Raw genomic sequence first — 14,129 nt, 5'->3', positions numbered from 1 at the left:
GGAAAACGGCGGGTGTCCCGCGGAAGATAGCGTTGGATTGCCCCGATATCACACGGGTCAATCGTCGTTTGGGACCGGCGCTTTTACCCGTGTTCCAGGACGCCGTTGAACGCGGCAAGGAACCGACGAGGCGGAAATCTCCGGAGTGATCACCCGTAGATTGCCTTGGGGGAGGTGCTTTCCAAAGGCCCGGGCAACAGCGCGGCGAGGGCGGGGCGACAGGATCCGCAATTGGTCCCGGCGGATAGGGCGGCGCCGATCGCCTCGACACTGGTCAGCGCCTCGCGGGCTATCGTCTCCACGATGGTATGCAATCCGACGTCAAAGCAAATGCAAACGATGGGACCGCGATCGGGGACCGGATCGGAGGCGCGACCCGCGAGGAGTTCGACGGGGCGAGCCGCGGCCTGATCAAGCTGCGCGATGAGCCAGTCCCGCTGTGGCAGGCTGCCATCGCGGGTGAGAAATAATGCGGCGGCCATGTGGCCGTTCTCCAGGACCGCAGCGCGGATGCTGCCCCGTGCGGCATCAACGGCCTCGATCCGTTCGCCCGGCGGCAACAGGTTGAGCAGAGCCGATGTTTCTCCGGTTCCGGCCAGTTCGACCAGCCATCCGCCGCGTGTGCGCACCTGTGTGTGGTACAGCAGCCATGGTGCGATTGCGTCGTTCGGTCGGAACGGATCCCGCGTAATCAGAAAGCCTGTCCATTCAGGTCGCAGCGCAGCGATCCGTGCGGGCGTGTTCTTGAAACCGGGCTGCCCGCTGAGAGGGTCGCGGTCCTTCCCCATCAGGCGGCCCGTGCGTCCGCCCGAACTTTGCTGATCGGTCCAGTGCATCGGCACGAAGATCTCGCCCGGGCGCTGTGCATCCGTGACTCGAACGCGGTAGACGCTGACGCCCGCGGCAGCTTCGACACGCGCCAATGCGCCATCGCCTACCGATGCATCGGCCGCGTCCTCCGGGTGGAGTTCCAGCAGCGGTTCGCGCCGATGTTGCGAAAGGCGCGGCGACAGACCGGTGCGCGTCATCGTGTGCCAGTGATCGCGATAGCGCCCGGTGTTGAGACGCAACGGAAAGTCGGACGTTTTGCGCTCCGCCGCTGGATGGACGGGGACCAACCGCGCCTTGCCGTCGCTCGTGGGATAGCGCCCGTAGGAAAAGGGCGACGCGCCGCCCCACTGGAAGGGTTCCAGCTGGTCATACGCCCCGTCTGTGATCGTCGCTCGATCCGAAATGTCGAGGATGCGGCTGCCCTCATTCTCAAAGCCGGTCTGCGCGGCATATTCCCGAAAGATGCTGGCAGCATTCGGATAATCGAAAGCGTCGACCCAGCCCATGCGGGCGGCGATCTGCGCGATGATCCACCAGTCGGGTTTCGCGTCACCGGGGACAGGCAGGAAACCACGCTGGCGCGATATCGTGCGCTCGCTGTTGGTGACGGTGCCGTCCTTCTCTCCCCATGCCAGCGCAGGCAGCTTAACATGGGCAAGGCGGGTCGTGTCGGTGTCCGCAATGCAATCCGACACGACGACCAGCGGACAGGCGGCGAGCGCGGCGCGGACATCGCCCGCATCGGGCATCGACACGGCGGGGTTGGTCGCCATGATCCAGATCGCCTTGATCCGGCCGTCGGCAACGGCGTCGAACATTTCGACGGCCTTGAGGCCCGGTTCCGTGCAGAGCGTCGGCGATTTCCAGAATCTTTGGACCCGGTCGCGCTCCGTGTCGGTGAAGCCCATATGCGCGGCGAGCATCGACGCCAGGCCGCCAACCTCGCGCCCGCCCATCGCATTGGGTTGCCCGGTTATGCTGAATGGCCCCGCACCGGGTTTGCCGATCCGCCCGGTGGCAAGATGCAGGTTGATGATGGCGTTTGCCTTGTCCGTGCCGGATGTCGACTGGTTCACGCCCTGGCTGAACAGCGTTACGGTGCGCGGATGGGCCGCGAACAGGGCGATAAAGGCGCGGCGCAGATCCTCGTCCACGCCGTCCGCGCAGGGTGACAGGCCGTCCCAGAAGCCTGAGGGCGCCGAAACACTTTCCTGGAGGAAACCGTGGTCGAGCAGGTCCTGATCACGCATATGGGCCAGCAGGTTGCGGAACAGCGCGACATCGCCATCGGGCGTGATGGGTATGTGCAGATCGGCGCGCTCGGCTGTCTCCGTGCGGCGCGGGTCGATGACGACCAGCTTCGTGCCCCGCGTGGCCCGTGCTGCCTCGATCCGTTGCCAGACGACCGGATGGCACCACGCCGTGTTCGACCCGACAAGAATGATGAGGTTCGCTTCGTCCAGGTCACTGTAAGAGCAGGGGACGACATCTTCGCCAAAGGCGCGGACATGGGCCGATACCGCGCTCGCCATGCACAGGCGCGAATTGGTGTCGATGTTCGCCGTGCCGATGAAGCCCTTCATCATCTTGTTGGCGACATAATAATCTTCGGTCAGCAACTGGCCGGAGACATAAAAGGCAACGCTTTCCGGACCATGTTCGGCGATGGTTGCGGCGAACCGATCGGCGACATGCCCGATGGCTTGGTCCCATGACACGCGCTGGCCATCGATCTCGGGATGGAGAAGCCGTCCTTCCAGTCCGATCGTCTCGCCCAGATGGGTGCCCTTGGAACAGAGCTTGCCCGCGTTGGCCGGATGATCGGGATCGCCGGTGATGGCCGCTTCGCGCTCACCCGTCAGCCGCGCCTTGATACCACAACCCACTCCGCAATAGGGGCATGTGGTGCGGGTGATTGTCACGCCACGCCTGCCAATACGTGCCCCCGGTGGATGAGGATGCGGCCGCCGTCGACCTTGACCGGGATAGTCGGCACGCAGCCCTTGTCGCCGCCCAGCGCTTCGCCCGTCACCAGCGATATGCGCCAGTTGTGGAGCGGGCAGGTCACGCTGGTGTCGTGCACGATGCCCTGTGACAGCGGGCCTTTCTTGTGCGGGCATGCATTGCGCAGGGCGTAGATGTCGCCATTGGCGGTCCGGAAGATCGCGATTTCCTCGCCCCCCTGAACGGCGAGCGTACGGGCGCCAAGGGCGGGCAACTGATCCACCGGGCCGATGTCGAGCCAGTCTGCGGTAACCATGTTATCCTCCCACACGGGCGAAGGGGCGCACTTCGGCGATGTGCTGGTGCAGATGCGATTCCGCCCCTGCCGCGCGCTCGGCCCACGGGTCTTTCTGCGAGAACTTCTGCGCGTGGAGGAAACGTTGGCGAAGCGCCTTGCGGCCCTCGGTGTCTTCGACGATGCGCTGCTTCACATAATCGAGGCCGACCCGCTCGATCCACGGCGCGGTGCGGTCCAGATAACGTGCTTCCTCGCGGTAGAGCTGGATAAACGCCGCGCAATATTCCAGCGCTTCGGCTTCGGTCGCCACCTTGCAGAGCAGGTCCGTGCCGCGCAGATGGATGCCGCCATTGCCGCCGACCATCAGTTCATAGCCACTGTCGACGCAGATCACCCCGAAGTCCTTGATCGTCGCCTCCGCGCAGTTGCGGGGACAGCCGCTGACCGCGATCTTGAACTTGTGGGGCATCCAGCTTCCCCATGTCATCTGCTCGGTCTTTATTCCAAGGCCGGTCGAGTCCTGCGTGCCGAAGCGGCACCATTCCGACCCCACGCAGGTTTTGACGGTGCGCAGCGCCTTGCCATAAGCATGGCCGCTCACCATCCCTGCGGCGTTGAGGTCCGCCCAGATCGCGGGGAGATCTTCCTTTTTGATGCCGAATATGTCGAGCCGCTGCCCTCCGGTCACCTTGACCAGCCGGGCGTTATACTTGTCCGCCGCATCGGCGATGGCCCGCAACTCGTTGGGCGTCGTAACCCCGCCCCACATCCTCGGCACCACGGAATAGGTGCCGTCTTTCTGGATGTTGGCGTGCATCCGTTCGTTGACGAAGCGGCTCTGCGGATCTTCCTCGTGCGTCTCTGGCCAGGCGCACAGCAGATAATAATTGAGCGCTGGGCGGCAGGAGGAACAGCCATCGGGTGTGGACCAGCTCAAAGCCTGCATCACTTGCGGGATGACTTTGAGTTGCTGTTCGAGGATGAGGCGGCGGACCTCTTCATGTGTAAAGCTGGTGCATTTGCACATCGGCTTGTTGTCGCGCTCGCCCGCATAGTCGTCGCCCATCGCGAAGGCGAGCAGGTTTTCCACCAGACCGGTGCAGCTGCCGCAGCTAGCCGACGCCTTGCACCCCGCGCGCACGGCATCGAGGGTGCCTGCGCCGCCCGCGATACAGGCCATGACCTGACCCTTGGACACGCCGTTGCAGCCGCAGATTTCTGCGTCGTCGCTCAAGGCTGCAACGGCATCAATAGGGTTTGCCGAGGCACCTCCTCCTGAGGCGAAAGCCTGCCCGAAGATCAGCGCATCGCGAATGGGCGCGATGTTCTCGCCCTTTTTCAACAGATCGAAATACCAGTTCCCGTCCCCGGTATCGCCATAGAGCACCGCGCCAATCAGCCGGTCGTCCTTGACGATGACACGCTTGTAGACGCCACGGGTGGCGTCGCGCAGGATGATGTCCTCGCACCCTTCGCCACCCGAAAAATCTCCGGCGGAAAACACATCGATACCCGACACCTTGAGCTTGGTCGACGTGACCGACCCGAAATATCCCTTCGGTTGCGCGACCAGACCGTCGGCAAGGCTGCGGCACATCTCCCAGAGGGGAGCAACGAGGCCGTACACCTGTCCGTCATGCTCGACACATTCGCCGACGGACAGGATGCTCGGATCGGATGTCACCATGTGATCGTCGACGTGAATGCCGCGGCCAACCGCGAGACCCGCTTCTTTCGCCAAGCGGGTGTTGGGGCGGATGCCGACCGCCATCACAACAATGCTGGCGGGAATTTCGCGCCCATCCTTCAGGCGGACGCCCTCGACCTTGCCATTGCCGACAATCTCCGCCGTGTCCGCGCCGGTCAGAATTGTCTGGCCGCGCTTTTCCAGCGCATCCTTCAGCAGCCAGCCCGCGGCCTCGTCGAGCTGCCGCTCCATCAGCGTCGGCATCAGGTGGATAACGGTTACCTTCATGCCGCGTAAGGACAGGCCGTGCGCGGCCTCCAGCCCCAACAGACCGCCGCCGATGACCACGGCGTCACCGCCGCGATTGGCCGCCTCGAGCATCTTGGACACATCGTCCATGTCGCGAAAGGAGATCACGCCCGGAAGATCGTGACCCGGCACCGGAATGATGAACGGATCAGACCCGGTGGCAATCAGCAGCGTGTCGTAGCTTTCCATGCGACCCGATTGCGTCCTGACCGTCCGGCTTTCCCGGTCGATCTGCGTTACCGGGTCGCCGGACACCAGGGTGATATCATTGTCCGCGTACCATTCGACGCCGTTGATGATGATATCCTCGAAACTTTTCTCCCCCGCGAGCAGGGGAGAGAGCATGATGCGGTTGTAATTGACGCGCGGTTCCGCACCGAAAATAGTGATGCGAAACCGGCCCGGATCCCGCGCGAGGATTTCCTCCACCGCGCGGCATCCCGCCATGCCGTTGCCGATAACGATGAGATGGGGCTTGGTCGGCATGGCGCGTTCCCTCAGAGTATATAGTCGAGTTGCAGGATGAACTTCTTGGTATCGGCGTCGCCGGCAAAATCGCTGATCCCGTAGCGCTGATAATCGGCAAATTTGGCGAGGATGGTGGTGCGCTTGCTCGTCTTGAGCGAAAGCTGCGCGTCCCATTCATAGCCGAAATGGCGATTGCCCACGTCGCTGCCAAACTGGTGGTAGGTGACGACAGCGGCGAGCGGCCCCATCTTCCCGACCTTGGGCACGGTGTAGCCGATGCCGATATATTTGTCCTCCAGCCCAGCTGCGGGCGTGGTGAGGAACTTGTCGGCCCAGCCATTGAACTTGTGCAGCGTGGCATAGGGGGTCTGGAACGCAAAGACGCTGCCCGCAATTCCCGGCGCGCTGCTGTCCGCGCCCAGCAGCTCATATCCGCCGGTCAGTTTGAAGCCTTTCGCCTCCAGCCCCAGTTCCGCGGCGTAATAGTCGGCGGAATAATCCACGGGGTTGGTGTGATAATCGCTCTGCCGCGCATAGCTCGCCGCATAGCTCAATTTTACCGTTTTCGAGAAGGCGTGGGCACCGGCGAAGCGCGCGCCATAGGTCTGGCTGGAATTGCGGCGCAGGGCGACGACGGTCTCGTCCTCATCGACCAGATAGGCAAAGCCGGTCAGCGTGCCGATCTTGGTGGTATAGGCGAGAGTGGCGAATATATTGTCGCCCGACATGGCCTGTGGCCGGTTGGTTGCGCCGAACTTGCCGCCGTCGATGCCCCAGATGGAGCGGACGCTCCAGCTATAGGTGACATCGGCTTTCAGGTTCTTGATGCCGCTCCACTCGACGCGGACCGCGTCGAACGTCTGCTCGTTCTGGCGCCAGCCGACCGCGCCAACGAAACGCTGGTCATCCAGATTGATCCGCTGGCGACCGACGGTGACGGTCAGCGGTTTGGTCTTGTACTGAAGCTGGATGCGGTTCAGTTCGATGTTCTGCGGATCGGCGACGATAGGGAAGGTCGCCTTGCCATTGACGCCGCTGTTATAATGTTGGTCGATTGCCAGCGTCGCTTCAGCCTCGGCGAGGAACGCGAACGGCCCCTTGGAGAGTTCTGCGCCGCTGCGCACACGCATGGTCACGGAATCCGCGTCCTTGGCGATGCCCTGCTGATCGACCGTCTCGTAGCGCAGGCGCGTGTCGAGCAGCGGTTTGAACTTGACCTCGCCCGCTTGGGCCGATGTGGTTATGGCGAGCAGGCTCACCCCGAAAATCAAACGGTGCATATTTCCCCCTTGAATGTGAGTGGGACACCGCGCGGGACCATTGCCCTACGCGCGGCATCGGCGCTTTCAGGCAGCCTGGTCCACTGGATTTCGGTAACGTTCGTGCAGGAAATGGACGACCGCGTGGCGCGATGCCGCATATTCGGCCGTATCCATGGCCGCAAGGCGCGCACGCGGCCTTGCGATGTCGACCGCCAGATCCTCCCCGATCCGGGCAGCCGGTCCATTCGTCATCATCACCACGCGGTCGGCCAGCAATATGGCTTCATCGACATCGTGGGTAATCATCAGGACGGTGTTGTTGAGCTGTGCCTGAATGGCCATCACCGCGTCCTGCAGCGAAGCGCGGGTCAGGGCATCGAGGGCGCCGAACGGCTCATCCATCAACAACACGCGCGGGTTCATGGCGATCGCCCGGGCGATGCCGACGCGCTGCTTCATCCCGCCAGACAGTTCGCCGGGGCGCTTGGTCGCGGCATGGGTCATCTGCACCAGTTCGAGATTGTGCATCACCCAATCGCGGCGTTCGGCCTTGCTCTTGCCCGGCGTCGTCTTGTCGACCGCAAGGCGGACATTTTCTTCGACTGTCAGCCAGGGAAGCAGGCTGTGATCCTGAAACACCACCGCCCGATCCGGCCCGGGAGCGTCGACGACCTGATCGTCGAGGAAGACCACGCCCCGCGTCGGCTTCACCAGACCGGCAACGACGTTGAGCAGGGTCGACTTGCCACAGCCGGAATGGCCGATCAGCGCGACGAACTCTCCCTTCTCAATATTGAGGCTGATGTTGTCGAGTGCGCAGAAAAGGCCGTTGCGGGTCGGAAATTCAACCGTGATGTTTTCGAGGGCGAGCGTGCTGCGTTGCTTCATGGGAGCCTCCTTCAGTCAGCGCGGGCAATGCGGCGGCCGACGAAGGCCACGATGCGGTCAAGGGCGAAACCGACCAGCCCGATCCATATCAGCGCGACAATCGTGTCGGTGAGGAGCGAACTGTTGTAGCTGTCCCAGATGAAAAAGCCGATGCCGGTGCCGCCCTGGACCATTTCGGCGGCGACGATGGCGAGCCAGCTCATACCGACGCCGATGCGAAGGCCAGTAAACATGTGCGGCACTGTCGCCGGAAGCATGATCTTGGTGAAGAACTCGATGGGGTTGAGCGCCAGCACCTTTCCGACATTGCGATAGGCGGCGGGGATGTTTTGTACCCCGGCGGCGGTGTTCAGGATCACCGGCCAGATCGCGGTGATGAAGATCAGGAAGATTGTGGACGGCTGGGCCTGCTGGAACACGGCGAGGCTGATCGGCAGCCAGGCGAGCGGCGGCACGGTGCGCAGCACCTGAAACAGCGGATCGAGCGCGCGGTAGGCGAAGACGCTTTGCCCCACCAATATGCCAAGCGCGATGCCGATAACCGCCGCGAAGCTGTATCCCATCAACACCCGCTCCAGGCTGGTGATGATATGTCCGGCTATGCCGACGTCTCCGCCGTCGACGATATGCAGTCCCCCACCATCGACCGTCACACCCTTGAAAGGATGGACAATGACGTCATGGCTGACTTCCCAGACTTTGAGCGGGCTGGGAAAGGTTGAGTCTTCCGCTCCGCAGGCGATTTGCCAGAGCGTCAGCAAAGCGGCCACCATCAGCAATGTGGGCAAGACTGACGCCGCAACGGACCGCAGCCGTTCTTCCCATGGGCCGATGATGCGCGGCGGAGGCGTGGGCTGGCGCCGGGCGATCGCTTCCTTGGGATAGGGAACGATGGTCGCGGACGTCGGCGCTGCCACGGTGGTGGGCAGCATGCCCGCCGGGGTTTCTATCGATGACATATGGGGGCTGGCCATGCGCACTCCTCAAACCTTCTTGATGGCCAGGCTGGCAAGATAAGCGGCCGGATTGGCGGGGTTGAAAATCTTGCCGTCGAAAAATTTCTCGACGCCCCGGCTGTCGCTGGCGGGTCCCTTGCCACCGAGCTTTGCGGCGGCTTTGCGCCAGATGTCGGACCGGTTCACCTTGGCAATAATGGCGTTCTTGTTGAGCGAGGGAGGCAGTTTGCCCCAGCGCTGGTTCTCAGTCAGGAACCAGAGATCATGGCTCTTGTACGGGAAGGACGCGTAGCCCGCGAAAAACTTCATCTTGAACGCCGCATTCGGGAATTTCCGTCCGTCGCCCATGGTGAAATTGCCCTGCAGGCGGTCGGCAATGTCGGATACCGGGACTTTCAGATAGTCACGGCCGGCGATCATCATGGCAAGGCGCGATATATTGGCGGGATTGTCGGCCCAGCGCTGCGCCTCCAGGATTGCCGCAGTGATCGCAACAGCGGCATTGGGATTTTGCGCAATCCAGTCAGACCGCATCGCAAAGCATTTTTCCGGATGGTTCGCCCACATCTGTCCCGTGGAAACGGCGGTGTAACCGAGCTGTTGCGCGACCAGTTGGTCATTCCACGGCTCGCCCACGCAGAAGGCGTCCATGGTGTCCGCCTTCATATTGGCGACCATTTGCGGCGGCGGAATGGTGATCAGTTCGATGTCGGCATCCGGATTGATACCGCCTGCGGCCAGCCAGTAGCGCAACCACAGGTCGTGCGTGCCGCCGGGGAATGTCATGGCCATGGTGATCTTCTTGCCCGCGGCCTTGCGCTGAGCGATCACGCCCTTCATCGAGGCTGCGTTCAGGCCCGCTTTCGCGGCAAGATATTCCTTGGAAACGGAAATGCCCTGGCCGTTGACGTTGAGCCGGGCAAGGACGCTCATTGCCGTCTGCTTGGAGTTCACACCGAGCGACATGAGGTAGGGCATGGGGGACAGGATGTGTGCGCCGTCAATGCCGCCGCCGCCGCTGCCGAGCACCAGATTGTCGCGGGTCGCGCCCCAGCTTGCCTGCTTGGCGACGGACACATCGGGCATACCGTGTTTGGCGAAGAGCCCCAGTTCCTTGGCGACGATAAGAGGTGCTGCGTCGGTCAGCGCGATGAACCCCAGCTTGGCGCCGCTCACTTCCGGCCCGCCGCCTGCGGCAAACGCACCCGACGGAAACGCCTGATGCACCGCAGCAAAAATGGCTGCTGTGCCCGTCGTTTTCAGCAGTCCGCGACGGCTGACTGTGTGTCCGCGCGTGTCTTGATCGTCCCCGTTGCTCACTCTGTTACACTCCCTGTTGATCGGGGGCTGGTCCGGTTTTCGCGGTCCCGGGCACTGGATGAGTGCCGCTCAGACGATTGAAACCGTGTCCCAACTCCTCTTCGGCCCTGAAAAGGGCATTAAAAAAGCCGCCTCGAAAGCCAATCTTGCGATTGTTCCGGGCGGCGTCGTTGCCTGTGACCTGTGGGTCGCTATAACCTTTGCCATCATTGGCAGAAGTCAGTTTTGAAGACCAAAGCAACGTTGCTTCGATGATGAACAGTCTGTCACCGATTCGCGTTTTGCGCAAGAAGGAATTTTGCGTCGCACCATTTTTCCCCTTCTGGCACGCTATATTTGAGCCAGTTCCGCCAAATATTGGTCAAGCCGTTCGGGGTCGAAAGGGCGTCCGTCGAAAAAGCGGTCCGGGCCGAGGACCAGCCGCCCTTGCGTCGTTCCCACCCCGGTGGGAAGCTCAAGACCGCCCTCCAGCTTGGCACTTGCGCCCGGCAGGGGGACGCCAAGCGGGGCGAGCGCGGCCCGATAGATATCGGGCCGGAACACGCGCTGCGCCGTTTCATAGTCGGTAGCATCGGACGTAACATGGCCTGCCGCGCACATTTGCGCATACAGCCAGGCTGCCTGACTTTGCCACGGGAAATTGGCTGCCTCGCGGTGCTGAAACATGAAGTCGGGTACATGGATCCGTTCATGGTCGCGTGCGAACAGGATCTGGTCCGCCACAGCGCCCCTGATCAGTTCCTGTGATCCGTCGAGATATTCCGGTTGGGCCAGGATAGCCGCCACTTCGTCCAGCCGGGCCGGATCGGCAAAGGCTTGCCCCGCGCGCCATAGCGCCCGCAACAGCCGCGCTGTGGCTTCGGGCCGTTGGGTCATCGTCTCCGACTTGATCGCCAGCACCTTCTCGACACCGCGCCGCCAGATTTGCGACGTCACCACGATGATTACGCCAACACCCCGGTCCACCGCCACGCTGTTCCACGGTTCGCCCACGCATATGCCATCAACTTCGCCGCTGGAGAGCGCATCCGTCGCAAACGGCGGGGCGACCGTGACAATTTCCACATCCTGATTGGGGTCAATGCCGCTGGCGCGGAGCCAGTAGCGCAGCATGTAATTATGGCTCGAATAGCGATGCACCACCCCGAAGCGAAGCTTGCGGCCTGCCTTTCGCACCACGGTGGCCAGACGGCGACCGATCTCCCTTATGTCGCCTGGCGTGCCTGTCGTGGTAAGCTGCTCTGCCAGATCGGGCCGAACTGTGATGGCGTTGCCGTTCAGTCCCAATACAAAGGGAACCGACAGCGGAACGGCCGGGCGCCCCAGGCCCAGCGTCGTTGCGATGGCGAGCGGCGCGACCAGATGGGCAGCGTCGCTATGCCCGTAAAGCAACCGGTCGCACACCGTTGCCCAGCTCATGTCACGCACCAGATCGAAGGTCAGGCCCTCGTCCTCGGCAAACCCCATTTCCCGGGCGAGAATGGGTAGGCCCGCATCCACAAGGGGAAGGAAGCCGATCCGCATCGTTTCCGTCACCGTCACAGCCCTCCCATCAGTTTTTCTGCCGTGAGCAGCGCGTCCGCAACGTCGGCAATCTTGCGACCATTATCCATCGCCGTCTTGCGGAGCAGGGTGTAGGCCGCAGGCTCGTCGATGTTCCGCTTTTTCATGAGCAACCGCTTGGCCCGGTCGATAACATCGCGTTCGGCAAGGGCTGTCTTGGCCTCGTCCAGCTCCAGTCGCAATCGGGCGAAGGCATGAAAACGCTTGATCGCGAGTTCCAGGATAGGCCGGATGCGGGCGGCCTTCAGCCCATCCACCACATAGGCCGACACGCCCGCTTCAACGGCGGCTTCCATCGCCGTGTCGTCGCTGCTGTCAACGAACATCGCGACCGGCTTGGCCAACGCCTTCGACACGGCAAACAGCTCTTCCAGCTCGTCACGCCGGGGATTGGCGAGATCCATAAGGATCACATCGGGACCAAATGTCTCGATTCGCGCGACGAGATCCTTCCGCTCCGACAGGACGAGGATGTCGGTCAGGCCGGACGACTGCAAGCCTTCCTGAATCACCGCGGCGCGCGCCGGGGACTCGTCAACAATCGCAATGCGCACGGGGGACTTTCATATTGCGGCGCAGCATAGCGAAAGTCAGGTTGTATGCAAGCTGGGCCGAAAACAGCTGATTACTGCGGCATCGAGAGGATGCGCGTCGACGTCGGTACAGAAACTGACGCGGTCGCCGCTTTGCCTTGTGGGCGCTCACGCACCTGCTTGGGGCGGCGCCCGACCTGATGTCGCTTTCAGGGAGGAGGGGGACCGTGATGCCGCCCGCAATTTCATGGATTTGATGGGACGCGCGCAGGATGAGTGATCGCCCGGGCGCTGCGACCCCAGGGTCGACGGGTCGGACATTGAGACGGCGCGGGGAGGGCTATCCTCGCTCCTACTTTGTTGCGAACTGACCCGGTTCGGCCTTGAAATGATCGCGGGCGTAGGTCCTCGCAGCGGTCGCCGTTTTGAACAGGTCGTCCCGCAGTGTGGCCGTTACGATCGGATAGCCCTGCGAGTTGTAGCGAACATCGCGCACCGTCAGTCGGAAATTTCCCTCTTCGTCTTTATTGATCAAAAAGGGCTGAATTTTTTCACGGGACATAAGCGGTCTCCTGATCAGGTGTGGGCCGGGGAAATGTGCGTCCGCCAAGAGACGCGGTAGCGAACCAGATCACATGTTTGGCGCCTTTGCCGTTGCCCCGCGCTCGAACGGCTATCTCATCGACGGCAAAGCCGGCGGTCTTCAACCGACGGGCAAATGCGTCGTCCTTGGCGGCGGACCAGATTGCGAGTACGCCACCGGGCCTTAGCGCGGCGTGAGCCGCCCTCAGGCCCTGTTGGGAATAGAGCTGGTTGTTGGCCTCGCGCACCAGACCATCGGGTCCATTGTCCACGTCCAGCAGGATGGCGTCGAACGACGCGGGCCGGGACCGGATCACATCGACGACATCCTCTTCGATGATGTGAACGCGCCGGTCTTCGAGGCATCCCGCCGCCACGTCCTGCATTGGTCCGCGCGCCCACTCGATGATCTCGGGCACGAGTTCTGCCACGGCGACATGCGCGTCTGGCGGGAGTACCGCCAGAGCCGCACGCAGGGTAAAGCCCATGCCATAACCACCGATCAACAGGCGGGGGTTCTTCCGGCCAGCAATCCGCGCGCAGCTCATGGTGGCCAGAGCTTCCTCCGAACCGCGCATCCGGGTGTTCATCAGCTCGTTGCGGCCGATCATGATGACAAAATCGTCGCCATGCCGGATCAGGCGCAAATGCTCTCCACCGGGAATTTCGGCGGTTCCGATGAGTTCGCGCGGGATCATCGATGCGCTTCCATGCAGGTGTGCTCAGCCCTTGCGGTGCTTGCGGGCGGCATAACGCGCGTCACGTGCCGCCTTCCGTTCGCTTTCGGTCAGCACCGGGTCGGTCGCTGCGGGTTCAACCAGACGAGCGGCCTCGCGACCGCGTTCTGCCTTGGCTTCAGCGGCGGCTTCACGCGCCAGCACGGCCGCCGCGCGCTTCGCCTGTGCGGCGGCGTCCTTGGCCGCCTGCGCGGCCACCCGCCGGTCGATTTCGTCCTGGCTCAACGGCGGACGGGCCTGCAGCTTCTCGAGCGCGCTGTTACGCGCTCGAGCTGCGGCGGCCGTGCGTTCCTGGAAACTCGGTTCCTTGTAACCATGCATGGGCAAACGCCTCCTTACGCCGCCTGCAGGTTGACGGCGGACGTCTTGCCACGATTGTCGGTTTCCAGGTCGTAGGAAACGCGCTGATCCTGGACCAGCGTCCGCATGCCCGCGCGTTCGACAGCCGAGATATGCACGAAGGCATCGCCACCGCCGCTTTCCGGCGCGATGAAGCCAAAGCCCTTGGCATCGTTAAAGAATTTTACAGTTCCGGTGATCATTTGGGAAACCCCTTAAACAATGAGTGATAGACACGCCCGAAGATCCGGGAATATCTGTGTTGTGAAGCTAAAAGGGGATAAAGAAGGCGGCACACGCCACCAATTCATCCGTCGAAAGCGACGTGAACATCGGACTGTTAGCACATGCCGACGCAAAATAGAAGGGCTTCGCTTGAACAGCCGCGCGAGTTCAGCGTCCCGCTTCCGGT

At 62.5% G+C, this 14,129-nt stretch carries 14 protein-coding genes; 1 reads left to right on the top strand and 13 read right to left on the bottom strand.

Features of this window, described 5'->3' with window-relative positions; genetic code table 11:
* Positions 1–149 precede the first annotated feature (149 nt).
* The 7 genes from FHS92_RS11680 to FHS92_RS11650 form a co-directional block, all read right to left on the bottom strand.
* On the bottom strand, positions 150–2,753 hold the full coding sequence (locus FHS92_RS11680; protein WP_184080789.1) for a molybdopterin-dependent oxidoreductase: 2,604 nt from the start codon (positions 2,751–2,753) through the stop codon (positions 150–152).
* Positions 2,750–3,091, bottom strand: coding sequence for a nitrite reductase small subunit NirD (nirD, locus tag FHS92_RS11675; protein ID WP_184080787.1), 342 nt, complete (start codon positions 3,089–3,091; stop codon positions 2,750–2,752). The genes FHS92_RS11680 and nirD overlap by 4 nt, the downstream gene beginning before the upstream one ends.
* Position 3,092: 1 nt before the next feature.
* The gene (gene nirB, locus FHS92_RS11670) at positions 3,093–5,555 is read right to left on the bottom strand and encodes a nitrite reductase large subunit NirB (protein WP_184080785.1); all 2,463 of its coding nucleotides are present in this window, start codon (positions 5,553–5,555) and stop codon (positions 3,093–3,095) included.
* A gap of 11 nt (positions 5,556–5,566) precedes the next feature.
* A complete protein-coding gene (locus tag FHS92_RS11665; protein WP_184080783.1) occupies positions 5,567–6,817 on the bottom strand; it encodes an alginate export family protein in 1,251 nt (416 codons plus the stop codon).
* A 66-nt stretch (positions 6,818–6,883) separates the two neighbouring features.
* Positions 6,884–7,687 carry an ABC transporter ATP-binding protein gene (locus FHS92_RS11660; RefSeq protein ID WP_184080781.1) on the bottom strand — a complete coding sequence of 268 codons (804 nt, stop codon included), beginning with the start codon at positions 7,685–7,687 and terminating at the stop codon, positions 6,884–6,886.
* Positions 7,688–7,698: 11 nt separating this feature from the next.
* Positions 7,699–8,661, bottom strand: a complete 963-nt coding sequence (ntrB, locus tag FHS92_RS11655; RefSeq protein ID WP_221231019.1) for a nitrate ABC transporter permease — start codon at positions 8,659–8,661, stop codon at positions 7,699–7,701.
* A 9-nt stretch (positions 8,662–8,670) separates the two neighbouring features.
* Positions 8,671–9,963 (bottom strand): ABC transporter substrate-binding protein, encoded by a 1,293-nt coding sequence (locus tag FHS92_RS11650; protein ID WP_184080779.1) that lies wholly within the window; start codon positions 9,961–9,963, stop codon positions 8,671–8,673.
* 58 nt (positions 9,964–10,021) lie between these two features.
* Between FHS92_RS11650 and FHS92_RS11645 the strand changes: the two genes are divergently transcribed.
* The gene (locus tag FHS92_RS11645; protein ID WP_184080777.1) at positions 10,022–10,192 is read left to right on the top strand and encodes a hypothetical protein; all 171 of its coding nucleotides are present in this window, start codon (positions 10,022–10,024) and stop codon (positions 10,190–10,192) included.
* Positions 10,193–10,293: 101 nt separating this feature from the next.
* On the opposite strand, the gene FHS92_RS11640 is transcribed toward FHS92_RS11645, so the two are convergent.
* The 6 genes from FHS92_RS11640 to FHS92_RS11615 all read right to left on the bottom strand — a co-directional run bounded on the left by FHS92_RS11640 (position 10,294) and on the right by FHS92_RS11615 (position 13,920).
* Complete coding sequence (locus FHS92_RS11640) at positions 10,294–11,499, bottom strand: ABC transporter substrate-binding protein (RefSeq protein ID WP_184080775.1); 1,206 nt, start codon at positions 11,497–11,499, stop codon at positions 10,294–10,296.
* A 2-nt stretch (positions 11,500–11,501) separates the two neighbouring features.
* Complete coding sequence (locus tag FHS92_RS11635; RefSeq protein ID WP_184080773.1) at positions 11,502–12,080, bottom strand: ANTAR domain-containing protein; 579 nt, start codon at positions 12,078–12,080, stop codon at positions 11,502–11,504.
* 331 nt (positions 12,081–12,411) lie between these two features.
* On the bottom strand, positions 12,412–12,621 hold the full coding sequence (locus tag FHS92_RS11630; RefSeq protein WP_184080770.1) for a hypothetical protein: 210 nt from the start codon (positions 12,619–12,621) through the stop codon (positions 12,412–12,414).
* The gene (locus tag FHS92_RS11625) at positions 12,611–13,339 is read right to left on the bottom strand and encodes a spermidine synthase (RefSeq protein WP_184080768.1); all 729 of its coding nucleotides are present in this window, start codon (positions 13,337–13,339) and stop codon (positions 12,611–12,613) included. Before FHS92_RS11625 ends, FHS92_RS11630 begins: the two co-directional genes overlap by 11 nt.
* A gap of 24 nt (positions 13,340–13,363) precedes the next feature.
* The gene (locus FHS92_RS11620) at positions 13,364–13,699 is read right to left on the bottom strand and encodes a DUF6481 family protein (protein ID WP_184080766.1); all 336 of its coding nucleotides are present in this window, start codon (positions 13,697–13,699) and stop codon (positions 13,364–13,366) included.
* Between the two features lie 14 nt (positions 13,700–13,713).
* Positions 13,714–13,920 carry a cold-shock protein gene (locus FHS92_RS11615; RefSeq protein WP_184080764.1) on the bottom strand — a complete coding sequence of 69 codons (207 nt, stop codon included), beginning with the start codon at positions 13,918–13,920 and terminating at the stop codon, positions 13,714–13,716.
* Positions 13,921–14,129 lie beyond the last annotated feature (209 nt).

The sequence above is a fragment of the Sphingobium subterraneum genome (assembly GCF_014199435.1).
GTDB lineage: Bacteria > Pseudomonadota > Alphaproteobacteria > Sphingomonadales > Sphingomonadaceae > Sphingobium > Sphingobium subterraneum.
Note: the sequence above shows the minus strand (reverse complement) of the source record. Positions and strands in the feature narration are given on the sequence as shown.